This is a genomic window from Pseudoalteromonas sp. CO325X (assembly GCF_004208955.1).
In the GTDB taxonomy this organism is placed as follows: domain Bacteria; phylum Pseudomonadota; class Gammaproteobacteria; order Enterobacterales; family Alteromonadaceae; genus Pseudoalteromonas; species Pseudoalteromonas ruthenica.
Genome location: NZ_SGPG01000012.1, coordinates 1 through 23,093, shown reverse-complemented (window position 1 = coordinate 23,093; position 23,093 = coordinate 1). Strand labels below are relative to the sequence as shown.

General features: G+C 47.0%; 21 protein-coding genes. 6 read left to right on the top strand and 15 right to left on the bottom strand.

Features of this window, described 5'->3' with window-relative positions; all coding sequences use genetic code 11:
• Nucleotides 1-49: 49 nt before the first annotated feature.
• From EXT46_RS04650 to pspA, 8 genes are all read right to left on the bottom strand, one after another.
• Nucleotides 50-394 carry a 4a-hydroxytetrahydrobiopterin dehydratase gene (locus EXT46_RS04650; protein WP_053911732.1) on the bottom strand — a complete coding sequence of 115 codons (345 nt, stop codon included), beginning with the start codon at nucleotides 392-394 and terminating at the stop codon, nucleotides 50-52.
• 10 nt (nucleotides 395-404) lie between these two features.
• Nucleotides 405-1,202, bottom strand: a complete 798-nt coding sequence (gene phhA, locus EXT46_RS04645; protein ID WP_026110982.1) for a phenylalanine 4-monooxygenase — start codon at nucleotides 1,200-1,202, stop codon at nucleotides 405-407.
• 245 nt (nucleotides 1,203-1,447) lie between these two features.
• On the bottom strand, nucleotides 1,448-2,632 hold the full coding sequence (gene megL / locus EXT46_RS04640; protein WP_130145492.1) for a methionine gamma-lyase: 1,185 nt from the start codon (nucleotides 2,630-2,632) through the stop codon (nucleotides 1,448-1,450).
• A 102-nt stretch (nucleotides 2,633-2,734) separates the two neighbouring features.
• Entirely contained in the window at nucleotides 2,735-3,796 is a 1,062-nt protein-coding gene (locus tag EXT46_RS04635; protein ID WP_045978113.1) for a TIGR01620 family protein, read from the bottom strand.
• Nucleotides 3,793-5,184 carry a YcjX family protein gene (locus EXT46_RS04630; RefSeq protein WP_240701085.1) on the bottom strand — a complete coding sequence of 464 codons (1,392 nt, stop codon included), beginning with the start codon at nucleotides 5,182-5,184 and terminating at the stop codon, nucleotides 3,793-3,795. The genes EXT46_RS04635 and EXT46_RS04630 overlap by 4 nt, the downstream gene beginning before the upstream one ends.
• A gap of 85 nt (nucleotides 5,185-5,269) precedes the next feature.
• Nucleotides 5,270-5,668, bottom strand: coding sequence for an envelope stress response membrane protein PspC (gene pspC, locus EXT46_RS04625; protein ID WP_022944394.1), 399 nt, complete (start codon nucleotides 5,666-5,668; stop codon nucleotides 5,270-5,272).
• The gene (gene pspB, locus EXT46_RS04620; protein ID WP_022944393.1) at nucleotides 5,665-5,898 is read right to left on the bottom strand and encodes an envelope stress response membrane protein PspB; all 234 of its coding nucleotides are present in this window, start codon (nucleotides 5,896-5,898) and stop codon (nucleotides 5,665-5,667) included. The genes pspC and pspB overlap by 4 nt, the downstream gene beginning before the upstream one ends.
• Before the next feature lie 76 nt (nucleotides 5,899-5,974).
• Nucleotides 5,975-6,646: a phage shock protein PspA gene (gene pspA, locus EXT46_RS04615; RefSeq protein WP_130145488.1), complete on the bottom strand. Its 672-nt coding sequence runs from the start codon at nucleotides 6,644-6,646 to the stop codon at nucleotides 5,975-5,977.
• A 188-nt stretch (nucleotides 6,647-6,834) separates the two neighbouring features.
• Between pspA and pspF the strand changes: the two genes are divergently transcribed.
• Genes pspF through EXT46_RS04585 form a run of 6 tightly spaced genes read left to right on the top strand, consistent with a single transcriptional unit; the run spans nucleotide 6,835 to nucleotide 13,198 of the window.
• Nucleotides 6,835-7,923 carry a phage shock protein operon transcriptional activator gene (gene pspF / locus EXT46_RS04610; RefSeq protein ID WP_130145486.1) on the top strand — a complete coding sequence of 363 codons (1,089 nt, stop codon included), beginning with the start codon at nucleotides 6,835-6,837 and terminating at the stop codon, nucleotides 7,921-7,923.
• A 30-nt stretch (nucleotides 7,924-7,953) separates the two neighbouring features.
• A complete protein-coding gene (locus EXT46_RS04605; RefSeq protein ID WP_130145502.1) occupies nucleotides 7,954-9,531 on the top strand; it encodes an ABC transporter substrate-binding protein in 1,578 nt (525 codons plus the stop codon).
• Complete coding sequence (locus EXT46_RS04600) at nucleotides 9,528-10,562, top strand: ABC transporter permease (protein ID WP_022944389.1); 1,035 nt, start codon at nucleotides 9,528-9,530, stop codon at nucleotides 10,560-10,562. The genes EXT46_RS04605 and EXT46_RS04600 overlap by 4 nt, the downstream gene beginning before the upstream one ends.
• Nucleotides 10,549-11,442, top strand: a complete 894-nt coding sequence (locus EXT46_RS04595) for an ABC transporter permease subunit (RefSeq protein ID WP_053911739.1) — start codon at nucleotides 10,549-10,551, stop codon at nucleotides 11,440-11,442. Before EXT46_RS04600 ends, EXT46_RS04595 begins: the two co-directional genes overlap by 14 nt.
• Nucleotides 11,442-12,437 (top strand): oligopeptide/dipeptide ABC transporter ATP-binding protein, encoded by a 996-nt coding sequence (locus EXT46_RS04590; protein ID WP_130145484.1) that lies wholly within the window; start codon nucleotides 11,442-11,444, stop codon nucleotides 12,435-12,437. Before EXT46_RS04595 ends, EXT46_RS04590 begins: the two co-directional genes overlap by 1 nt.
• On the top strand, nucleotides 12,437-13,198 hold the full coding sequence (locus EXT46_RS04585) for an ATP-binding cassette domain-containing protein (protein WP_022944386.1): 762 nt from the start codon (nucleotides 12,437-12,439) through the stop codon (nucleotides 13,196-13,198). The genes EXT46_RS04590 and EXT46_RS04585 overlap by 1 nt, the downstream gene beginning before the upstream one ends.
• A gap of 6 nt (nucleotides 13,199-13,204) precedes the next feature.
• Here the strand turns inward: EXT46_RS04585 and EXT46_RS18805 are convergent, their stop codons facing one another.
• The 7 genes from EXT46_RS18805 to tig form a co-directional block, all read right to left on the bottom strand.
• Complete coding sequence (locus EXT46_RS18805; protein WP_165381054.1) at nucleotides 13,205-13,381, bottom strand: hypothetical protein; 177 nt, start codon at nucleotides 13,379-13,381, stop codon at nucleotides 13,205-13,207.
• 143 nt (nucleotides 13,382-13,524) lie between these two features.
• Nucleotides 13,525-15,426, bottom strand: a complete 1,902-nt coding sequence (gene ppiD / locus EXT46_RS04580) for a peptidylprolyl isomerase (protein ID WP_130145482.1) — start codon at nucleotides 15,424-15,426, stop codon at nucleotides 13,525-13,527.
• Between the two features lie 163 nt (nucleotides 15,427-15,589).
• Nucleotides 15,590-15,862 (bottom strand): nucleoid-associated protein HU-beta, encoded by a 273-nt coding sequence (gene hupB, locus EXT46_RS04575; RefSeq protein ID WP_022944383.1) that lies wholly within the window; start codon nucleotides 15,860-15,862, stop codon nucleotides 15,590-15,592.
• A 227-nt stretch (nucleotides 15,863-16,089) separates the two neighbouring features.
• The gene (gene lon, locus EXT46_RS04570) at nucleotides 16,090-18,450 is read right to left on the bottom strand and encodes an endopeptidase La (protein ID WP_053911741.1); all 2,361 of its coding nucleotides are present in this window, start codon (nucleotides 18,448-18,450) and stop codon (nucleotides 16,090-16,092) included.
• 128 nt (nucleotides 18,451-18,578) lie between these two features.
• On the bottom strand, nucleotides 18,579-19,862 hold the full coding sequence (gene clpX / locus EXT46_RS04565; RefSeq protein WP_022944381.1) for an ATP-dependent protease ATP-binding subunit ClpX: 1,284 nt from the start codon (nucleotides 19,860-19,862) through the stop codon (nucleotides 18,579-18,581).
• Between the two features lie 115 nt (nucleotides 19,863-19,977).
• The gene (clpP, locus tag EXT46_RS04560) at nucleotides 19,978-20,595 is read right to left on the bottom strand and encodes an ATP-dependent Clp endopeptidase proteolytic subunit ClpP (RefSeq protein ID WP_022944380.1); all 618 of its coding nucleotides are present in this window, start codon (nucleotides 20,593-20,595) and stop codon (nucleotides 19,978-19,980) included.
• 104 nt (nucleotides 20,596-20,699) lie between these two features.
• Nucleotides 20,700-22,004 carry a trigger factor gene (tig, locus tag EXT46_RS04555; RefSeq protein ID WP_022944379.1) on the bottom strand — a complete coding sequence of 435 codons (1,305 nt, stop codon included), beginning with the start codon at nucleotides 22,002-22,004 and terminating at the stop codon, nucleotides 20,700-20,702.
• Nucleotides 22,005-23,093 lie beyond the last annotated feature (1,089 nt).

Sequence of the window (23,093 nt, the reverse complement as noted above, 5' to 3'; positions counted from 1 at the left end):
ATAAAAAAGGCCACCTTGTGTGGTGACCTTTTAAGCAAAGCTCAATTACTTAAAGCGATGCGAACACTTTGTCGGTTTTAGCCGCGCAGATAAAGTCGTTCTTATGCAAGCCTTTAATTGAGTGAGACCACCAAGTCACTGTCACTTTACCCCACTCGGTTAAAAGACCTGGGTGATGCCCTTCGTCTTCTGCCATATCGCCTACCGCATTGGTAAAGGCTAACGCTTGTTTAAAGTTTTTAAACTTAAAGACGCGCTCTAATTGCATGATACCGTCACGAACTTCAGGCACCCAATCTGGGATATCTTTAATTAACTCGGCCAACTCTTCATCTGATACTTTGGGCGCATCGGCACGACACGCTTCACATTTTTGTGCGCTTAATTCAGACATTGCTAATTCCTTAACTTGCTTTTTTCTCTTTAGGGGGAAACTTAGGTTCAAACAAACCAAGCTCTTTGGCCTTGGCTACCATCGACATTAAATCCATTTGCGAGATTTCAAATAAATCATGGATAGAGTTAATGGTGTAGTACACGGGCTGCATGATATCAATGCGATAAGGGGTACGCAGCACATCCAGCACATTTATTGGGTTGATTTCGGGCTCGTCGGTGTATACGTAATTGGTCTCGCCCGGGCTTGATAAAATACCACCGCCATAAATGCGAAGACCGTCTTTAGTTTGCATCAAACCAAACTCAACGGTAAACCAGTATAAACGCGCTAAGTAGACACGGTCTTTTTTGTCTGCTGCATAGCCTAGCTGGCCGTACTTGTGGGTAAATTCAGCGAAGTCCGGGTTCGTGAGCATAGCGCAATGGCCAAAGATCTCGTGGAAAATATCCGGCTCTTGTAAGTAATCGAATTCCTCGCGAGTGCGGATAAACGTGGCGACAGGAAATTGTTTGTTCGCTAATAAACGAAAAAACTCGTCAAAATCAATCAACGCTGGGACCGGCGCTACCTGCCAACCCGTTTCGCGCTCGAGTACTTCATTGAGCTCGCTAAGCTGCGGAATACGATCGGTGGGCAAGTTAATTTTTTTCAGGCCTTCGATATACTCATCGCAAGCGCGCCCTTCAATGCATGCCAACTGGCGCTCGACCAACTCGGCCCAGGTTTGGTTTTCTTCATCGCTCCAATGAATAACGCCATTCTCATCCGGCGTTCGAGAAACGTATTTACTTGATTTAGCCATAACTACCTTACCTTGTCCCATTTGCTTTTGTTTGCACTGCAAACGCACGACGCAAATGACTCTGTGTGTGTTAACCAGATACTAAGGAAAAGTACATCTGTTTGTAATACTTGGTGCTGTTATACGTTCTGGGCAAACCGCTGAAAACGTAAACTTAAAGATACACTTATATATCTTAAAAATTACACCCCTGCTTTTAGTGGGCTGAAAAGCAAAAGGGTGTAAAGTATCTATTACTAAAATTATTAAAGCTTTGCTAACCCTTGGCTTAGATCTGCAATAATCTCATTAACATCTTCTAAACCTATGGAAATGCGGACCAAGCCATCGCTAATTCCTGCGGCTCGACGCTGTTCCGGTTCATAAGTGGAGTGAGTCATTGAAGCCGGATGCTGAATAAGGGTTTCTGTATCCCCTAAACTGACCGCCAACGTGCACAACTGCAAGCTATTAATAAACTGCTCTGTTTGTGCTAAAGACGCTTTAAGTTCAAAAGCAATCACGCCGCCGGCATCTTGCATTTGCGAGCCCATAAGCCGATGTCCTGGATCGTTCTTGAGCCCCGGGAAATAAACGCGCTCAACGCTTTGATGCTGATGTAGAAATTCCGCCACCTGATGAGCACTTTGACAATGGGCCTGCATACGCACCGCTAAGGTTTTCATACCTCGTAATATTAACCAGGCGTCAAATGGGCTCATGGTGGCACCAATATCTTTGAGTACCGTCGACTTAATACACTGAATATGCTCATTACTGCCACACACCAGACCTGCGACGACATCACCATGACCATTGAGGTACTTCGTCGCACTGTGCACGATCAAATCTGCACCAAAGTGCGCGGGTTTTTGCAAAATAGGCGTCAAAAAGGTGTTATCAACAACGCTGATCAACTGGTGACTTTTTGCTACATCGCACAACTGCTGTAAGTCGTAAACATCAATGTTTGGATTAGCAGGTGTCTCTACAAATAACATTTTAGTATTCGGACGCAGCGCTTGCTTAACTGCCTGTATATCGTTGCAATCAACAAAAGTGACTTCGACGCCAAAGCGAGTAAGTAAGTGGCTAAACAGTGCATAAGTGCAGCCATAGACTGTTGTTGATGCTATCAGGTGATCGCCTGCGCTAAGAAAGCTCATGACTGCTGCTGAAACCGCCCCCATACCAGTGGCGCAGGCCGCCGCATCTTCGGTCTGTTCAAGCGCTGCCAGCTTCTGCTCTAGCTCGCGCACTGTGGGGTTGCCGAGACGAGAATAAATATACCCGGCCTCTTCGCCGGCAAAGCGGGCTGCACCTTGCGCTGCGTCGTCAAACACAAAGGTTGAGGTTTGGTATAAAGGGGCCGCTAAAGCGCGATGGGGATCGCGACGCTCACCCTGGGGATGGATACATTGCGTTTTGTCTGAAGGTTGAATATTTTTCATAATGCCACCGTTTTTCTTTCTAACATAGTGGCAGTTCTGGCTATAAAACAAGCAAGCTAGCCGCTTGGATGGCTAGCTTGCTGTATCATCTCGGTGTTTTCGTCAATCTTTGTTGACGTTCTCGGTCGTCTGCTCGTTTTCACGCTTATCTAAGCGCGTCAATCGGGCAGCTAAGCGTTTTGCTGTCGCTCGCAATAAAGATGGCTTGGCTTCCAGCTTCGGTAATGGTCGACACAGCTCCATCGCCTTATAGCCAATGCGTGCAGTCAACACCCCGGCGCTGAGGCCTTGGGCAGCACGAGTCGATAATACACTCAATAACTTGGTGCCAAACGCCGTGGCGGCGAGATCGGCAAGCAACTCGGTCGAACCGACAAAGAGCATTTGCTTAACCAAACTGCGGTAAAGCCGAACACGACTCATGTAGCCCAGTGCCAAGCCATAATTATCCGCAAGGGTATCAACCAGTTTCAGTCCGCGCCACAACACCGCAAGCATATCCACCACTGCTAATGGGCTGACACTGACTAGCACCGCTGATTCAACGGCGTAGCGATTGATAATCTGCTTAGCCTGTTCATCTTGGCGCACCAGCAAGGTGTCGCGATACAACTCCATCACTTCGCGGTCACTTAGGTGCTCGGCAATTTGCCCTTTAAATTGTGCAAAGTCCGCATGGTTTTGAATACGGTTAACGCTCTCTAGCCAAGGCAGCGCTTGGCCGATTTGTTCACTCGCCAACAACCGTTGAGCTTGTTGTTGATGATGGCGATTAACTTTGAGGCGCTTCAAATTGACCAGCTCACGCCATAGCAATCGGCCAATTAACAACACTGCTAGCCCGATAACACTGCTATATAACGCGCCAAGCCATACAGAGGCTTGAAAGCTCGCAACAATACTGAGCACGGTTTCAACGATAATGAGGGTTAACAACAGCCAAGCAAACAACCTTTTCAATAGCGAGCGTTGACCACGCTGGCGCCCCAATTCCTTATCCAGTGTTGACTCCAGCTCGCTTCCCTGGGCCAAGTCGAAATCATCCTCCTCTTGCGGCGCGTCATTACGAGCAACCACTTTAGCGGGCTCCAACTGAGATGCAGATTGCTGCTGCGACTGGCCCTCAAAACGCCGCGCTCCGGCTAAATTAACTGGCTCACTCATGTCAGCTTATCCCCCAATAAAAATTCCAGCGCATGATCCATACGCATATGTCGCAAGCGTCCGTCGCTGTGCGGCCAAGGAGCAAAATCGATATAGTCAAACCCCTGCTGTGGCCATTGCTGTGCAGTCAAACGGTGTCGCGGTGGCTGCGGTGGCAAATAGGTAAGCCACTGCGACTCATGCAGCGGTTTACCATAGACGCAATGCAAATTTTGCCCTTTTTCCACCACTTGCTTGCCCTGTGTTGCGCACACAGCGGCCATCGCCATGGTGTCCACTTCAACCCCAGAAAAGGTCAAGCTATTGGCTTTTTCTTTAACAATATCGTGCAACAGCAGCGCCAAGTCTTGATGGTAATTAGCTCCAACTTGGTCTGCTTTATTGGCGATAAACAGCAGCTTATCAATGTTAGGACTGAACAGTCGGCGAAGCATATTGCTCTTGCCGTAATCAAAAAAAGACAGCAACTCGGTGATTGCCTCGGCTTGCTCATCGAATATGTCCGGACCCAGCTTTAGCGCTCGCAATAAGTCCACAAGCACCACTTGACGGTCAAAATGGCAAAAATAGTCTTTATAAAAAGGCTTAACGACTTGTGCTTTATAGGCTTCAAAGCGTGCCTCAAGCTGCTGATATTGAGTATGTTGCTCACCCTGCTTAGGCGCATGGCAAGGAAAAAAAGACAAAAGCGGCGCGCCCTCTAACTCCCCGGGGATCAACATCCGCCCCGGTTGCAAGTTAGCGGCGTGGGCATGAGCCTTAATATTCACTAAGGCTTGCTTGTACAACTCACTGAGCTCTTTTAAGCGTACTTCATCGACCTCTGCATTGGCGTCAAACTCATGCAGTGCAGTCATAAACTCCTGTGCATGCTCTGATCTCGCGGCCTTGTTGAGCATCGTTAACTGACGTTCACACCAAGTGGGATAATCCATGTTCAACATGGGTAAATCCATTAGCCACTCACCTGGGTAATCAATAAGATCAATAGTTAGTGTGGCGCTATCACCAAATTGTGCTCGTAACCCCTGCTTGGGACGGTAGCGCATGGCGAGGCGCAAAGTATTAATACGTTGCGTTGACTCTGGCCAGGCCGGCGGTTGCTGATTCAACGCAGCCATCGCTTGACGATACGCAAAAGTCGGGATATTTAGCGCTTTTTGTGGCACCGGTTGTGTGGCTATGTGGCGCCCCTCGCGAACAACACGAAAAAAAGGCATGTTTTGTTCGCTCGCTTGCTCTGATAGCTGGTGCACTAAAGCTGTGATAAAGGCTGTTTTTCCACTGCCTGACAATCCTGTAACCGCCAGGGTGATATGGCTATCTAAGGTACGCTTTAAAGTTTTTTTGGCTCTGTCTTTGAGCTTATCAAGGCGTGAGTACGACAAATTAACTCCTTGTTGAAATGCCCTTGCATACAAACACAGGCAACCAGCTAATAACGACTAGCTGGTTGCAATGCGCCTGAGGGCTTTATAGCTTATTAATTTCTCTGTCTACCGTGAAGGTCGGCGAAGTTACATGAGTCTCCATATGCTGAATACGGTTGTCTAACTCACCTAAATACTCCTTCAATTCTTTAAGAGCCTTACGCGGGGGCTCACCCTTTTGCCACACTTTGGCTTTCACCTCACCGACATGGGCGCTTTTACTACTGGGCGCTGTTTGCTCTGCGGCTGGCTTTTTCTCTAATATAAGCCAAGCAGCAATGTAGGCGACGATAAATAATGGCCCCCCGGCCAACAACACGGCGGAGATGAAAATAATGCGTACTAACCACAACTCAAAATTAAAGTAATCGCTGACCCCTGCACATACGCCGCCTAGCTTGCCGCGCTCAGGGTTGCGATATAATTCGCGTTTGCCACTCATACCTTACTCCTCCACTGCGGGGACTCCTGGTCGAGCAAGGTCTCTAAGGTGTTGATGCGCTCTGCCATTTTCTCAGCTTTATTAGCCAGTTCAACCAGTTGACGGTGCTCGTGTTCACTTAACCCTTGGCTTACCTGTTTTTTACTGCGGTAATGTAATATCAGCCACAACGGCGCCACAAAAATCAAAAATATGACAATCGGTGGTAATAACATATCAAAATCAAACATAATCCTCTCCTGCCTTGTCGTTATGGTGCGCCATCGTGTGGCTAGGGTCGCGTACGACCCTTCACCTTATACATTATTATTCTGCTTTATCGGTTTTGCCCATTTTTGCTTTCAAGGCTGAGAGTTCATCGTCAATTTTCTCGTCCTTTTCTAGCTGCTCGATTTCATCAGACAGCGACTTCTGACCTAACTCATAAGACTCTACCTGAGCCTCGAGGCCATCAATTTTTGTCTCGTAACGCTCGAACTTATCCAGTGCATCTTGCACCTTGTCACCATCAAGTGTCTTTTTCACATCTAAACGTGATTGCACTGAACGCTGACGAAGAACAATGGCTTTCTGGCGCGCTTTAGCGTCGCTGAGCTTCTCTTGCAAGGTGCTGATCTCTTGTTGCAACTTGTTGATGTGCTCGTCTACATGTTCAAGCTCACGCTCAAGTGACTCTTTCGCTTCGGTACACTTGCTCTTTTCTAATAGTGCAGCGCGTGCTAAATCGTCGCGGTCTTTCGATAAGGCTAGCTCAGCCTTCTCTTGCCACTGCTCAGTTTGCTTGTGCAATGTTTCTAACCGGCGGCTGAGCTCTTTTTTCTCTGCGAGTGTTTTCGCCGATGTCGAGCGCACCTCCACAAGTGTGTCTTCCATCTCTTGGATGATTAAACGCACCATTTTTTCTGGGTCTTCTGCTTTATCTAAAATAGCATTGATATTCGAGTTTACGATATCTGCAAAACGTGAAAAAATTCCCATAATCTTTACCTCGGATGTTGAAGTCTTTGTTGACTACTCTACGTATTATCAAGTTGCTTGCCAACTTTAAAACCACATAAAAAACTTAATTTATTCATTAAGTTACTTTATATTCGCCAAATCACTTTCTTATCTTCAAATAATGAAATACACTAAGCTTTAGCAAAAATAACTAAGAGTTAGTGTAAATGAGCCAGTTCCGCAAAAAAGACGATTTACTGGGCCAATCCGATAGCTTTTTAGAGGTGCTCGATCAGGTCTCCCAGTTGGCCCCCCTTGATAAGCCGGTGTTAGTCATTGGTGAGCGCGGTACAGGTAAAGAGCTTATCGCTGCACGGTTACACTATCTATCTGGGCGTTGGGATCAAACCTATGTCAGTCTTAACTGCGCTGCGCTCAATGAGAACTTGCTTGAAAGTGAGCTATTCGGTCATGAAAGTGGCGCTTTTACAGGCGCCAGTAAACGTCATGAAGGACGTTTTGAGCGCGCCAACGGCGGCACATTATTTTTAGACGAACTCGCAAATACCCCTGCAGCGGTCCAAGAAAAACTGCTTCGGGTAATTGAATATGGCGAGTTTGAACGCGTTGGGGGTCGGGCGCCAATAAAAGTTGATACACGACTTATTTGCGCCACCAATGAAGACTTACCCAGCCTTGCCGATGCCGGCGAGTTTCGACACGACTTGCTGGACCGTCTCGCCTTTGACGTAATTACGCTTCCTCCGCTGCGTGAGCGCCAAGAAGATATTTTGCTGCTAGCCGAGCATTTCGCTATTAACATGGCACGTAACCTGGGGTGGGAGTTATTCAGTGGTTTCACTACCCGAGCCAAGGCAGCTCTGCTGGACTATGGCTGGCCGGGGAATGTCCGTGAGCTGAAAAATGTGATAGAGCGCAGCTTGTATCGTCATGGCAATGAAAGCCTCGCGGTGCATACGATTAATTTAGACCCCTTTGCCAGCCCCTATCGGCCTAAGGCATTGAACACTCGCAAAGCTGCGATGGCCGTCAATGAGCAGCCACTACTCAGTGACTCAGAGCAGCCTCAAGTAGCACCCGCAGAGCCGGTGAAAAACAATCAACGAATGGACTTCCCGTGCGATTTAAAACAACTCTCCAGCGACTACGAAACGGAACTGTTGCGCCAAGCGCTGGAATTTAGCCAATTTAATCAAAAGAAAACTGCACAATTGCTTGGTTTAACGTATCATCAGCTAAGAGGATATTTGAAAAAATACAACTTACTTGATTCGCAGCAAAAACAAGAGGCTTAGCCTGTGTACACACGGTTGTTAGGCATTGCCATGGTGCTCTTAATGGGGTGCCAAGACGAAGACACGCAGTATGCACCGATGGAAGGCATGGTTTATTGTGCTGAGGCCAACCCTGTCTCTTTCAATCCGCAAGTAACGACCACCGGTTCAACTATCGACCTGATCGCTAAACAGTTGTACAACCGCTTACTACGTATTGATCCCATCACCGGTGAATTTATCCCCGAGTTGGCGACCAGTTGGGAAATTAGCGATGATGGCACGGAAGTGACGTTTAACCTGCGCGAAGATGTAAAATTCCATACCACCCGCTATTTTACTCCCAGCCGTAATTTTAACGCCGATGATGTGGTATTTACCTTTAGTCGCTTATTCGACGTATACAACCCCTATCACTTTGTTGGTGAAGCCAGTTACCCATATTTTCAGAGTGTCGGTCTTGATCAGCTTATTCGCAACATTCGCAAAGACTCACCATACCAAGTTACATTTGAGTTGTTTAACCCCGAAAGCAGCTTTTTAGCGAATCTGGCTACAGACTTCGCGGTGATCACCTCGCAAGAGTATGCAATGACTCTGATGGCCAACGAGCAGATGGATTTGTTTGACCAGCTACCTATCGGCACAGGCCCGTTTGTTTATCGTGAATACCAACGCGACCGACTGATCCGCTACTATTCACACCCCGAATACTGGGAACACCAAGTAAACCTCGATCAGTTGGTATTTGATATTACTCCTAATGGCACAACACGCATTGCCAAGCTTTTAACCAAAGAATGCGATGTCACCCCACACCCAAGTGCGACTCAATCAAGCGTTTTGCGCCAACGCGACGATATTGAATTGGAACAACAAGATAACCTTAACGTCGGCTATTGGGCCTTTAATACTGAACGTGTGCCTTTTAATAATCCACAAGTACGCCGGGCATTAGCCCATGCCATTAATGTCGACAAAATTATGCAGGCGGTCTATTACGGCCAAGGCGTGAAAGCGGCTTCAATGTTACCGCCCATTAGTTGGGCTTATCAGCAGCAATCTAATTTGCCCCAATACGACCCAGAAAAGGCTCGAGAGATGCTCAGTGCCGCTGGCTATGAAAATGGCTTTGATATGACCATTTGGGCCATGCCGGTAAGCCGTATTTATAACCCTAATGCGCGCAAAATGGCAGAGCTGATGCAAAGTGACCTGCGTGCGATTGGTGTTAACGTGCGTATTGTCGAGTATGAGTGGAATACCTTTTTACAGCGCGTAGGTGAGCACCGTCATGATAGTGTGTTGTTGGGATGGGCCGCAGACACCCCCGACCCAGACAATTTCTTTAGCCCACTACTGAGTTGTGCCGCCACTTACAGCGGTAAGAACCCAGCCAATTGGTGCAATCCCGAATTTGATATGCTCCTGACGCAAGCGTTAGACACCACAGAGCAAGCGCAGCGACAACAGTTTTACCACCAAGCACAACAGATGATAGCGAAACAACTGCCTCTTTTCCCTCTGGCTCACGGTAAGCGCTCGCAAGCTCGTGACAGCCAAGTAAAAGGGATCAATCTCAGCCCCTTTGGCGGCATATCCTTAGCCCACGCGAGTAAAAAGCCATGATGTTAGAGTTCGCCTTACGCCGGGTTTCGTTGCTGGTTTTTATGCTTTTTACGCTGAGTGTGTTTACCTTCTCATTGGGCTACCTGTTCCCCGGTGACCCGCTAACGAATTTTAGTGGTATTGAAACTGCAGGCTTTTCGCAAACGGCGCAATTACAGCAGCAATACCATATGGATGATGGCTATGTAACGCAGTACTTTGCGTTTTTAGGACGCATTATGCAAGGCGACTGGGGATTGTCTTTTGCTTCCGGCGATGGTGTTTTTGGCCATGTGCTAGATTTAGCTCCTGCGACCTTTGAACTCGCTATTTATGCGCTGTTTGTGTCCGTGTTGGCGGGAGTTCCAGCGGGAGTCATCGCCGCTCTATCACACGGACGTTGGGGTGATAAGCTCATTAGTGGCTTTACATTAGTCGGTTACTCTGTGCCTATTTTTTGGTTAGCACTGCTGCTTATTATGGTATTTTGCTTACAACTGGGGCTATTCCCTATGTCTGGGCGTATCAGTTTGCTTTACGAAATCCCCGCATACAGTAATTTTATTTTGCTAGATATTATGGTTGCGGGCTTTCCCTATGGCGGCCTTGCCTTTGCCGATGCACTGCATCATCTGGCATTGCCAACACTGGTGCTGGCGACCTACCCAACCACGGTTTTAATCCGCTTTACCCGCGACTCAATGCTCAACGTGCTTGACCAAAACTATATTAAAACGGCCCGGGCGAAGGGGTTGAGTCGCCGCCAACTTATTTTTCACCATGCGCTTCGCAATGCGTTGTTGCCGGTGATAAAACAAATCGGCCTGCAATTTAGTGCGTTGATCACGTTAGCCATGATCACTGAAGTTATTTTTTCATGGCCTGGCATTGGTCGCTGGTTAATAGACAGCATTTACCAACGTGACTTCCCAGCAATTCAAGGTGGCTTATTGGCAATTTCGGTATTCATTATTTTCGCCACCATTATCACCGAGTTGCTCTACACCCTGCTCGACCCGATTTCACGGAATCAAGCGCATGGCAAAGTTTAAATTATTTACCGAACAGTCTAACGTGTCGCCGCTGTCGCGGTTATGGCGCAAGTTTAAATCTAACCATGTGTCTTTGGTTGGTTTATGGCTTTTTATTGCGCTGACGGTACTGGCTACTACCGCGCCGTTACTGGCGCCTTACGGCATCAACGAGCAACATGCGGATGCGCTGTTGATTCCTCCCTCATGGCATGAGGATGGCGATGTACGCTTTATTTTAGGTACCGACGATTTGGGCCGTGATGTGCTTTCACGCCTTATGAATGGAGCGACCTATACCTTCGGCTTATCAATTATTGCAGCGCTAATGACCACCTTGGTGGGCGTATTGGTCGGCACCTTCGCCGGTATGAGCCATGGCCTGCGCGCGAGCTTTCTGAACCACCTGTTAGACATCACCTTATCTATCCCTTCGTTGCTACTGGCGATTATCATCATTGCCATACTCGGACCGGGTTTGATGAACACCGTGTGGGCGATTATCTTTGCGCTGTTGCCACAGTTTATCCATTCGGTGCGTAACTTAGTGGTCGAAGAGCTTAATAAAGATTACATCAGCGCATTTCGTCTTGATGGAGCAAGTCGCTGGCAAATCTTAGTGCGGGGCATCTTCCCCAATATTTACGAACGTATTGTGGTTATTTTTACCATGGCGCTGTCATTAGCCATTTTGGACATTGCAGCCTTAGGCTTTTTGAAGCTTGGCGCGCAACCTCCTACAGCTGAGTGGGGAGCTATATTGGCGGAAAATCTAGGCCTAATTTACCTCGCACCATGGACCGTCGCCTTGCCGGGGATCCTTTTGTTTTTAGCGGTACTGTCCACCAATCTTGTTGGTGACGGTTTGCGTAATGTACTCAAAGAGCGGCGGGCGGACTGATGCAATTGCTCGATATTCGAAATCTGACCATAGAATTGACGACCTCAGATTCGGTGATTCGCGTGGTAGATAAAGTAAACTTCAGCCTAAAAGAAGGCGAAGTACATGCCCTTATTGGCGAGTCGGGGTCTGGCAAAAGCCTCATTGCCAAGGCCTTAGTGGGTGCGTTAAACAAACGCTGGCGGGTCACAGCCGACCGCATGCACTGGCGCGGCGTTGACTTAATGCGGCTCTCGGATGAAAAGCGACGTAAGTTGGTAAGCCAAGACTTAGCGATGATTTATCAGGAGCCGAGTCGTTGCCTCGATCCCACAGCGAAGATCAGTGACCAAATTGAAGAAAGTATTCCGGCGCGCAACTATACCGGTAATTTATGGCAACGACGCAGAGCCAAGCGCCAGCGTGTCAGGGCACTGTTGCACAAGGTGGGCATCAAAGAACACTCCAAAGTCTTGACCAGTTACCCACATGAGTTGTCAGAAGGCGTGTGTCAAAAGGTGATGATCGCGATGGCCATCGCCCGCTCCCCTAAGCTACTTATTGCCGACGAACCGACTACAGCATTGGAGAGCACCACACGAGCACAAGTATTTCGACTACTGAAAAGTTTAAATCAGCTTAAAAATATGTCGATTCTGATGATCTCTCATGAACTCGAAGAATTGACTGACTGGACACATGGTATGCACGTGCTGTATTGCGGGCAAATGGTGGAGGCCGGACCGACCAAAAGAGTGTTTGCTCAACCGCGCCACCCTTACACTAAAGCGCTGTTACAGAGCTTGCCCGACTATGATGTTGCACTTGGCCATAAAGAGCCGCTGTTCGCCCTTAAGGGCACCATTCCCACCTTGCAGCACCTGCCTATAGGGTGTCGGCTTGGGCCACGCTGCCCGAACGCACAGAAAGCTTGTGTTGTCACTCCTAAGTTAGACAAAGAGCAAGGTCATAGTTATGCCTGTCACTTCCCTTTACATAAACAGGAGCAAAGCTGATGCAACCCTTATTGAAAGTACAAGGTTTGGGCAAGCAACTGGCTGTGAGGGCGGGTTTACTGAGCCATAAGAAAGTCAGTTTACTCAAAGATATCTCATTTTGTATTGGTCGCGGCGAAACACTGGCAGTTATTGGCGAGACGGGTGCAGGAAAAAGTACACTCGCAAAGGTGTTGGCCGGCGCCGATGAGGCCAGTAGCGGCCAGATCATTCTAGAAAGTGATTTAGTGCATGACGGGACTAGTCGCCATGGCGACTGTCGGCACATTCGGTTGATTTTCCAAGATCCAACCACGTCACTCAATCCTGCGCTCACTATCGGCGAGATTTTAGATGACTGTTTACGCTTAAATACCGAGCTTAGCAGCGAACAAAGGCTGGAAAAAATAAAGCAAACATTAGCGAAGGTGGGGCTGCTTGTTGAGCACCGTTTATACTATCCGCATATGTTCTCTGGCGGGCAATTACAGCGCGTTGCACTGGCACGCGCACTGATCCTGGACCCTAAAGTCTTAGTATTGGATGAGGCGCTTTCCTCCCTTGACCCCTCAGTGCGCGCACAGACGGTGAATTTGCTGTTAGAGTTACAACGAGAGACAGGGCTAAGTTACGTGTTGATCACCCACCATTTGAGCCTGGTAAAGCACATGAGTGATCAGGTGCTAGTACTGGATCACGGGGAAGTGGTGGAGTATGGGAAAACCGGTGAAATTTTCGGTAATCCCCAATCCAAAACCTGCCAGCGTTTACTGACTTGTTAATGGCAATCAGACGTGTGATTTGCGCTTTTTACTCAGCGGGAAAAGGCGCAGCCAAAAAGCCGCTTCAAACATAAAGCCAAGCACCACAAAAGCGAAAAGCCCAGTGCTATTCCCTGCGCTGTATGACGCTATCGCTGCAACAATAAGCGCCATAGCAATTAAAAATCGATATACACCTTTCATACTTCCTCACACTCCTTATTGGGGGTAGGTTTCACTGTACTACATTGCGAAGTGTAATTCATGTTCTGACGTCAGCATTGTTATTAGGCGCTGCGCAGAGACAAAAAAGGCGCCGAATAGGCGCCTTTTGCATTCATGTTACTTTATTCTGATTGCCCCTGCTGGCGCATGCGAACCACTTCGGCCTGAGCCTCAAGCGCTTCAATAAAGCTTTGATAGTTTTTGTTTGCCATTTGCATGGTGAGGTTTTGCTTCACTTGCGCATTCACTTCAGTTCCACTCGGAGTGTTAACTGACTTCAACGCAACCAGGGCTATGTTGCCATTGTTAAGCTCAACCATATCCACGACAGGCTCATCTTGTGGGTGTGCCAGCTTAAATACCTGCTCTACCAGAGCGGGTGCCACACTGAAGCTACGACGATTAAGGGCGTCCTCGCTTTGCATTTCAACACCTGCTTGCTGAGCAATGGCGTTAAGGCTGGTGCCGCTTTGTAATTGTGCAAACAGCTCTTCACCCTGCTCTTTCGCTTTGGCGGTGGCCTTTTCAGCTATCAGCGTTTGTTTAATTTGTTCGCTCACCTCAGCCAAAGGCTTAGTTGCCGCAGGTTTATGATCAGCAATACGTACCACAATCACGTGCTCATTACCTAAATCCAACACTTCTGAGTTAACTCTATCTTCTAGTAGCTCTGGTGAGAAGATGGCTGCTTGCACGTTAGCCTCATTCAACGGGGCACTTAGCTGTCCACGGGCTAACCAAGGTGTGGTTTGCACTTGCGCTCCTACCGCAGAAGCAGCGTCTTCTAGCGTATCAGCCACCTCAAATGAAAGCTCTGCCAACTCTGTTTGCTGTTCATAGAATAGGTCAGCTTTTTCAACTTTAGCCAGCTCAGTGCGAATGTCTTCTTTTACCTCAGCAAGAGGCTTGGTTTCACCTGGCTGCAGGTCTGTGAGCTTAATAATGTGATAACCGAACTCAGACTCAACGACTTGTGAAAGTTCGCCCACGTTTTGCAAAGCAAACGCTGCTTTTTCAAAATCAGGATCCAGCATATCACGCTCAATCCAATCTAGGTCACCGCCCATTTCCGCGCTGACTATATCGTCTGACTCTTCACTAGCCAGCTCGGCGAAATCAGCGCCGTTGTTAAGCTGTGTGAGTAGGTCATTGGCTTTTTGTTCAGCACTGTCCTGATCATCACCATATTCGACCAAAATATGAGCAACACGGCGCTTTTCAGGCTCTGAATAGTAGGCTTTGTTTTGCTGATAGTAGTCGTTGATTTGCTCGTCTGTGATTGGCTCCGCCAACTCTAAATCATCGGCACTTAGCTCAACATAAGACACTTTCACCTGCTCTGGCGAAAGGAACTGCGCTTGATTTAGGTCGTAGTATTCTTGAACCTCTTCGTCGCTCACTTCTACTTGGGCTTTGTAGGCGTTGTTATCGAGCACCACATAATCAATAGCACGTTGTTGCTGTTGCAAACCCACGGCTTGGCTTAACTCATTACTTAGCGTGAAATCTGTGCCAGCAAGTGCCGAAACAAGTTGTGAGCGCGTCATTTCTTCACGCAGGTACTCACGGAAGCCATCTGCTTGATAACCCATTTGGCGGATCACTTGCAGATAACGGTCATTACTGAACTGACCACCAAACTGGAAAGCAGGGAGTTCTAGAATCGTTTGTTTAACTTGTTCATCGCTAACGCGAAGCCCCATTTCTGCCGCTAACTGTGTTTGTAGTTCTTGCTGTACTAAGCGGTCAGTGACGGATTGACGCACTTGCGCCATATAGCTTGGATCGTTAGCAAGTTGTGCGAAGTATTCGCCGAACTGCTGCTCTAAGCGGGCACGCTCGTTTTCATAGGCACGAGCAAATTCGCGCTGAGTGATCTTAACTCCATTTACCTCAGCCACGGATTGTTCGGTTGATTGGCCTAAATAGCCACCGATCCCTGCTAAAGCAAAAGATAAAATCACCAGCCCTAGAATAATTTTGGCCGCTAAGCCTTGCGAGCCTTCTCTGATTTTTTCTAGCATTTATTTTATCTCTATTTCATTTAACCGCTAAACAACGAACTCAGACTCTATTGTCCCTCAATTTCGAGGCGGTGGGTATAAAAAAAGCGTATCTTAACAGATACGCTTTTTCACTTGAAGCAATCTAGCACAGTTGCGCTAATTGCAGCTCAAGTTTCGCAAATTAGTTAACTGCGTCTTTAAGCGCTTTACCTGCTTTAAACGAAGGAATGTTTGCAGCAGCAATTTGAATTTCTTCACCAGTTTGCGGGTTACGGCCAGTGCGCGCTGCGCGCTCACGTACAGAAAAAGTACCGAAACCAACTAGGGCAACGGAATCGCCGTCTTTAAGTGCAGTTGATACTGACTCAATGAATGAATCCAACGCACGACCTGCAGCCGCTTTAGAAATGTCAGCATCAGCTGCGATTTGATCGATTAATTGAGACTTATTCACAATATCATCCCCTTACATTGTTATTATCCAGAGCGACTAACCTTGTGCAGTTTTACACAAAACGGCCTCATCACTTTGCTATGTAATTTAGAAAAACAAAGGTCGTTTTTCTAACACCTAGATCTGCTTGAAACCTAGGCCGGACAAGGCCTAGGCTCAAAATCTAGTGCTTAACTTATCACACAGGTGTGATTTGAAAAGCCCTTTGCGGCAATTTTTTGTGATTTTTACTCACTTTTTGCACGATCTGTTGAAAAACGCTCCACAGGCTGCGCCAATGCGTGATCTAACACCTCGTCAATCCACTGAACTGGGTGAATTTCGAGGCCTTCACGGACGTTTTCCGGTATCTCTTTTAGGTCCCGCTCATTCTTCTTGGGAATGACCACTGTTTTAATACCGCCACGGTGTGCCGCTAACAGTTTTTCTTTAAGACCACCGATAGGCAACACTTCACCGCGTAAGGTTATTTCACCGGTCATCGCCACATCCGAGCGCACAGGGTTACCCGTTAAGCTTGATACTAAAGCAGTCACCATTGCGATACCCGCGCTGGGACCGTCTTTTGGTGTAGCGCCTTCAGGCACGTGCACATGAATATCACGCTTTTCGTGGAAATCGTCGTTAATACGCAGTTTTTCAGTGCGATCGCGTACCACGGTCATCGCAGCCTGAATCGACTCTTTCATGACGTCGCCCAAAGAGCCGGTGTAGCTTAATTTACCTTTACCTGGTACCGCAGACGATTCAATAGTTAGCAGGTCTCCGCCCACTTCAGTCCACGCCAGACCAGTGACCTGACCGATGCGGTCATCACCTTCCACTTTACCGTAATCGTAACGTTGCACACCTAGGTATTCTTCTAGGTTTTCATCATTGATGGTAATGTGTTTAAGACCTTTATCGAGCAAAATATTTTTCACCGCTTTACGACATAACTTGGAGATCTCGCGTTCCAAGTTACGAACCCCGGCTTCACGGGTGTAATAACGGATAATGCCAATAATGGCGCTGTCTTCGATGGTCACTTCTTTTTCTTTCAAGCCATTGCGCTTAATTTGCTTAGGGATTAAGTGCTGCTTGGAGATATTGAGTTTCTCGTCTTCGGTGTAGCCGGATAAACGGATCACTTCCATACGGTCCAACAATGGGCCTGGTATGTTGAAGCTGTTAGAAGTGGCAACAAACATCACATCGGATAGGTCATAGTCAACTTCTAGATAGTGATCAGCAAAGGTGCTGTTTTGCTCTGGGTCCAATACCTCCAGTAAAGCAGATGCAGGATCGCCACGCATATCCGATGACATCTTGTCGATTTCATCCAATAAAAACAGCGGGTTACGAACCCCTACTTTGGTCATATTCTGGATTAACTTACCTGGCATAGAGCCGATGTAAGTACGGCGGTGACCGCGAATTTCGGCTTCATCACGTACGCCGCCCAATGCCATACGCACGTATTTGCGACCCGTTGCTCGAGCAATACTTTGCCCTAGTGACGTTTTGCCCACGCCTGGCGGGCCTACAAGACATAAAATGGGGCCTTTAAGCTTATTGGTACGGTGCTGCACCGCCAAATATTCAATGATGCGGTCTTTTACTTTTTCGAGACCATAGTGGTCGGCATCAAGAATCTTTTGTGCCCCTGCCAGGTCTTTTTTCACTTTTGATTTTTTCTTCCACGGCACATTAACCATGGTATCTATATAAGAGCGCACCACCGTTGCTTCGGCCGACATCGGCGACATCATTTTCAGTTTTTTCAGCTCCGCCATCGCCTTTTCTTCGGCTTCGGCTGGCATCCCCGACTCTGTTATCTTCTTTTGTAAACCTTCAAACTCGTCAGGCACATCATCCAATTCACCTAACTCTTTTTGAATGGCTTTCATTTGCTCGTTGAGATAGTACTCGCGCTGTGACTTTTCCATTTGCTTTTTAACGCGGGCACGAATTTTTTTCTCTACTTGCAGGAGGTCTATTTCGCCCTCCATCATCGCCATAAGGTATTCAAGGCGCTCGGTGACGTCACTGATTTCCAGCACTTTCTGCTTTTCGGGCACCTTGATAGGCATATGCGCAGCCATGGTATCGGCTAAGCGTGCGGGCTCATCAATACCCGACACCGAGGTGAGTACCTCTGGTGGAATTTTTTTGTTGAGCTTAACGTAACCTTCAAATTGGCTTATCGCACTGCGGATGAAAATATCCTGCTCTCGCTCATCAATATCAGTCGAAGGAATATACTCAACTTCGGCTGCGAAGTACTCTTCTTCTTGCGTATAATGGGTAATAGCGGCGCGTTGCGTGCCCTCAACCAGCACCTTGACGGTGCCATCGGGTAGCTTGAGTAGCTGCAGCACACTCGCGACTGTCCCTACGGTATATATTTCATCCGTTTGTGGGTCATCGACAGAAGCGTCTTTTTGTGCCACTAAGAAAATTTGTTTGTCTGTATCCATCGCTGCTTCAAGGCAGCGAATCGACTTTTCCCGACCGACGAACAAAGGGATCACCATGTGGGGATACACCACCACATCCCTTAGCGCCAATACTGGAATGTCTACGCGATCCGTTCTTTCAAGCGTCATGCTAACTCTCTTCGGACTTCTTAAAATTTAAAGATTACCCAAGTATATGGGGATCAAGGGGGGAAAGTTCAAACAAATTTATAAAAAAAGGAGCTTAGTGCTCCTTTTTTAATTAAACTGCTTGTTTTTTACTCTGACGCGGCCTTGTCTTGGCTGCTGTTTTCGTAAATCAAGATAGGGTCTGACTCACCCTTAATCACTGTCTCGTCTATTACCACCTTGCATACTCCTTCCATCGAAGGCAGCTCATACATGGTTTCCAGCAATACGCCTTCAACAATCGAGCGTAAGCCACGAGCACCGGTTTTACGTTCCATCGCTTTGTGAGCAATCGCACGTAGAGCATCCTCTCGGAATTCAAGCTCGACATCTTCCATTTGGAATAATGAAGAGAATTGCTTAGTTAATGCGTTTTTAGGTTCGTTTAAAATCTGAATCAGTGCATCTTCGTCCAACTCAGTGAGTGTTGCAACCACAGGCAAACGACCAATGAACTCTGGAATAAGACCGTATTTAACTAGATCTTCTGGTTCCACGTCTTTAAACGTTTCACTGATGCTACGCTCACCATCGGCAGACTTAACGTGTGCGCCAAAACCAATACCGGTATTCTTAGCACTGCGTTGCTCAATAACCTTGTCTAATCCGGCGAAAGCACCGCCACAGATAAACAATATCTTCGAGGTGTCTACCTGTAAGAACTCTTGCTGAGGATGCTTACGACCACCTTGTGGTGGCACCGAGGCAACAGTACCTTCAATCAGCTTAAGCAGCGCCTGTTGCACCCCTTCCCCTGACACATCACGAGTGATGGATGGGTTATCTGATTTACGAGAAATTTTATCAATTTCATCGATGTAAACGATGCCGCGCTGAGCCTTCTCGACGTCGTAATCACACTTTTGCAGTAGTTTCTGAATGATATTCTCGACATCTTCACCGACGTAACCCGCTTCGGTTAACGTCGTGGCATCCGCCATGGTGAATGGTACATCCAATAGGCGTGCCATCGTTTCTGCGAGTAAGGTTTTACCACTGCCCGTTGGGCCAATCAGCAAAATATTACTTTTACCGAGTTCAATACCTTCGGTGGTACCCGCATTGCGAAGACGTTTGTAGTGGTTATATACCGCTACTGACAATACCTTTTTCGCGTGCTCTTGGCCGATCACATAGTCATCTAGGTGGCTGCGGATCTCTTTTGGAACGGGCAGCTTATCGGACGCGTTGGTTTTTGGCGCGATATCTTTAATTTCTTCCCTGATGATGTCGTTACACAGCTCGACACATTCATCACAAATATAAACAGATGGACCTGCAATTAGCTTGCGTACTTCGTGCTGCGATTTACCACAAAACGAGCAGTACAGCAGCTTGCTAGTCTTTTCGCCGTCTGTTGGTTTATCGGACATTCAGCTACCTCATTCTTTGCGCTACTATTTTTATTCATAGTAGCAAATGTACTTCTTAACAAATATACCAAACTTTACTTATCAATGCGCAGCTGTTTGGCAAATGCGCTCGCGCTTATTTATCGTTACGGCGATCAAAGACCGAATCGATCAGCCCGTACTCAACAGCAGCATCAGCAGTCATGAAGTTATCACGGTCAGTATCACGAGCGATAACATCGAGCGGCTGGCCGGTGTGCTCAGCTAGCAAGCGGTTTAGTTTGTCTTTGATATATAAAATTTCTTTGGCGTGAATCTCAATATCAGACGCCTGGCCTTGGAACCCACCTAATGGTTGGTGAATCATCACACGTGAGTTAGGCAGACAGTGACGCTTACCTTTGGCACCACCAGATAATAAAAACGCGCCCATGCTTGCGGCTTGACCGACGCACAAGGTGCTTACATCTGGCTTGATAAAGTTCATGGTGTCGTAAATAGACATACCAGCGCTTACAGAGCCACCTGGTGAATTAATATAAAGGTGAATGTCTTTGTCTGGGTTTTCTGATTCAAGGAACAATAGCTGAGCCACAATCAAGTTGGCCATTTGGTCTTCTACTGGGCCAGTTAAGAAAATGATTCGCTCTTTTAGAAGGCGCGAGTAAATATCGAAAGAGCGCTCACCTTTAGCAGTTTGCTCAACTACCATTGGCACTAACGCGTTTAGGGGATCTGTCATACCATTATTCATTATTACTTGATTCCTTAGTGACCGACACAAACTAAAATGGCTCGGTGCTTTGTAAACAAAGCATACGAGCCATTTAAACGTTGCTTTTAGCTTAAGTCAACGACTTATTGAGCTGCCTGCGGGTTCATGATGTCGTCAAACGCAGTTTCAACATCAGTTACTTTCGCGTTGGCTAGTAAAGCATCAATTGCTTGCTCTTCCATCGCTACGTTACGCATTTGCTGCATAAGCTGATCATTTGATTTGTAGTATTCAACTACTTCACTTGGGTCTTCGTATGCAGACGCCATCGTGTTGATAAGCTCTTCTACTTTTGCGTCATCGGCTTCGATTTCGTTCGCTTTGATTACTTCACCAAGCAGTAGGCCGGTTTTAACACGCTTAATTGCTTGCTCTTGGAATAATTCAGCAGGAAGCTCAGGCATGTTGTTGGCATCGCCACCAAAACGCTGTGCAGCTTGCTTGCGAAGCGCGTCGATTTCTTGCTCAACAAGTGCTTTTGGAACGTCCACTTCGTTTTGCTCAAGTAGGCCTTCAATCGCCTGCTCTTTAACCTTAGCTTTAACCGCTTGGTCAAGCTCACGGCTCATGTTTTTCTTCACTTCTTCTTTAAGTGCGTCAACACCGCCTTCGGTAATACCGAACAGCTTAGCAAACTCGTCGTTTAGCTCTGGAAGCTCTTGAACTTCAACTTTCTTCACAGTAATAGTGAACTGCGCTGCTTTACCTTTAAGGTTCTCAGCGTGGTACTCTTCAGGGAAAGTTACGTCAGCAACAACTTCTTCACCGGCTTTCTTACCAACGATGTTGTCTTCAAAACCTGGGATCATACGACCCTGGCCAAGCTCTAGTGGGAAGTCTTCAGCTTTACCACCTTCGAACTCTTCGCCATCAATAGTGCCAACGAAGTCGATTGTTACACGGTCATTTTCACCGGCTTTGTCATCAGACTCTTTCCAAGAAGCGTGCTGCTTACGAAGTGTCTCTAGCATGTTTTCTAGATCTTCGTCTTTTACTTCAACAGCTGGCTTTTCTACTGCGATTTTGTCTAAACCTTGAAGTTCAACTTCAGGATAAACTTCGAAAGTCGCTTCGAATTCTAGGTCTTTACCTGTCTCAAGCGTTTTTGGTGCAAATGAAGGTGCACCCGCTGGGTTAATTTTCTCAGAAACGATCGCTTCAATGTAGTTGCGCTGCATTAATTCGCCAGCAACTTCTTGAAGTACAGCAGTGCCGTAACGCTTTTTAATGATAGAAACTGGTACTTTGCCCGGACGGAAACCGTCGATACGTTGAGTTTTAGACAGTTGTTGTAGGCGTTTTTTTACTTCGGTCTCAACGTTCTCTGAAGGAACAGTGATAGTCAGACGGCGCTCAAGGCCTTGAGTCGTCTCAACAGAAACTTGCATGATTTACCTCAATCTTCAAATGTGGCGACTTTGCGCCTTCCTTACATACATGGCGATCAATTAGTTGCTACACCACATTAAGTGCACATTATGCACCTCGGCGATAGCCAGCGATCCCTATGCTTGCACTGCCCTATGGGCACTTACGTTAAACAATAGACGCGGCATTATAACCTAATATTTATAAGAGTCGAGAGCGAGCACCAATAAATTGGGCGTATGGCGCATTGCTGATTACTTTTACAGCAATAAATTGAGGGGATTTGCTAACAATGAATTCTAAGCAACAGCTACGTTGGACTCGCGTCAAAAAGTAATTACCGCTTGGCGTTAAAGTATCGCTAATGGTGCTGTGTTCAACATGCCACTCTATGAGTCTGTACAAAAAGCTGTCTTTAAAAATAAGCTCGGCTAAGAATCTTGGATTAACTGATGTCGGCGAGTAAGAGCGTAGCGATAAACGCAACAATGCTTGTCATATCTGGCGCAAAACGTTGATGACTGATAAGAGAAAGATGGTGTGGTGTATGTTAGAGAGTTTGAGTCTGCAACTGAATGGGCTGTACCCAAACCAAGATGTATATTTCTTAATTTATTCAAAAGTGGTCGACGATGCAGGATTTGAACCTGCGACTGCATGTATTCATACCCAAACCAAGGTGTGTATTTCTGAATTTATTAGAAGTGGTCGGCGATGCAGGATTTGAACCTGCGACTGCATGTGTTCATACCCAAACCAAGATGTGTATTTCTGAATTTATTTAGAAGTGCTCGGCGATGCAGGATTTGAACCTGCGACTGCATGTGTTCATACCCAAACCAAGATGTGTTTTTCTGAATTTATTAGAAATGGTCGGCGATGCAGGATTTGAACCTGCGACTGCATGTGTTCATACCCAAACCAAGATGTGTATTTCTGAATATATTTAGAAGTGGTCGGCGATGCAGGATTTGAACCTGCGACTGCATGTGTTCATACCCAAACCAAGATGTGTTTTTCTGAATTTATTAGAAATGGTCGGCGATGCAGGATTTGAACCTGCGACCCCTTGGACCCAAACCAAGTGCGCTACCAAACTGCGCTAATCG

Coding starts and splice junctions, on each gene's coding strand:
- lon (WP_053911741.1), bottom strand. CDS start 18,450: ATGACGCTTGAAAGAACGGATCGCGTAGACATTCCAGTATTGGCGCTA.
- EXT46_RS04590 (WP_130145484.1), top strand. CDS start 11,442: ATGCAATTGCTCGATATTCGAAATCTGACCATAGAATTGACGACCTCA.
- EXT46_RS04600 (WP_022944389.1), top strand. CDS start 9,528: ATGATGTTAGAGTTCGCCTTACGCCGGGTTTCGTTGCTGGTTTTTATG.
- EXT46_RS04585 (WP_022944386.1), top strand. CDS start 12,437: ATGCAACCCTTATTGAAAGTACAAGGTTTGGGCAAGCAACTGGCTGTG.
- pspC (WP_022944394.1), bottom strand. CDS start 5,668: ATGAGTGGCAAACGCGAATTATATCGCAACCCTGAGCGCGGCAAGCTA.
- pspB (WP_022944393.1), bottom strand. CDS start 5,898: ATGTTTGATTTTGATATGTTATTACCACCGATTGTCATATTTTTGATT.
- EXT46_RS04650 (WP_053911732.1), bottom strand. CDS start 394: ATGTCTGAATTAAGCGCACAAAAATGTGAAGCGTGTCGTGCCGATGCG.
- clpX (WP_022944381.1), bottom strand. CDS start 19,862: ATGTCCGATAAACCAACAGACGGCGAAAAGACTAGCAAGCTGCTGTAC.
- EXT46_RS04605 (WP_130145502.1), top strand. CDS start 7,954: ATGGTGCTCTTAATGGGGTGCCAAGACGAAGACACGCAGTATGCACCG.
- EXT46_RS18805 (WP_165381054.1), bottom strand. CDS start 13,381: ATGAAAGGTGTATATCGATTTTTAATTGCTATGGCGCTTATTGTTGCA.
- megL (WP_130145492.1), bottom strand. CDS start 2,632: ATGAAAAATATTCAACCTTCAGACAAAACGCAATGTATCCATCCCCAG.
- clpP (WP_022944380.1), bottom strand. CDS start 20,595: ATGAATAATGGTATGACAGATCCCCTAAACGCGTTAGTGCCAATGGTA.
- tig (WP_022944379.1), bottom strand. CDS start 22,004: ATGCAAGTTTCTGTTGAGACGACTCAAGGCCTTGAGCGCCGTCTGACT.
- phhA (WP_026110982.1), bottom strand. CDS start 1,202: ATGGCTAAATCAAGTAAATACGTTTCTCGAACGCCGGATGAGAATGGC.
- ppiD (WP_130145482.1), bottom strand. CDS start 15,426: ATGCTAGAAAAAATCAGAGAAGGCTCGCAAGGCTTAGCGGCCAAAATT.
- EXT46_RS04595 (WP_053911739.1), top strand. CDS start 10,549: ATGGCAAAGTTTAAATTATTTACCGAACAGTCTAACGTGTCGCCGCTG.
- pspA (WP_130145488.1), bottom strand. CDS start 6,646: ATGGGAATTTTTTCACGTTTTGCAGATATCGTAAACTCGAATATCAAT.
- pspF (WP_130145486.1), top strand. CDS start 6,835: ATGAGCCAGTTCCGCAAAAAAGACGATTTACTGGGCCAATCCGATAGC.
- EXT46_RS04635 (WP_045978113.1), bottom strand. CDS start 3,796: ATGAGTGAGCCAGTTAATTTAGCCGGAGCGCGGCGTTTTGAGGGCCAG.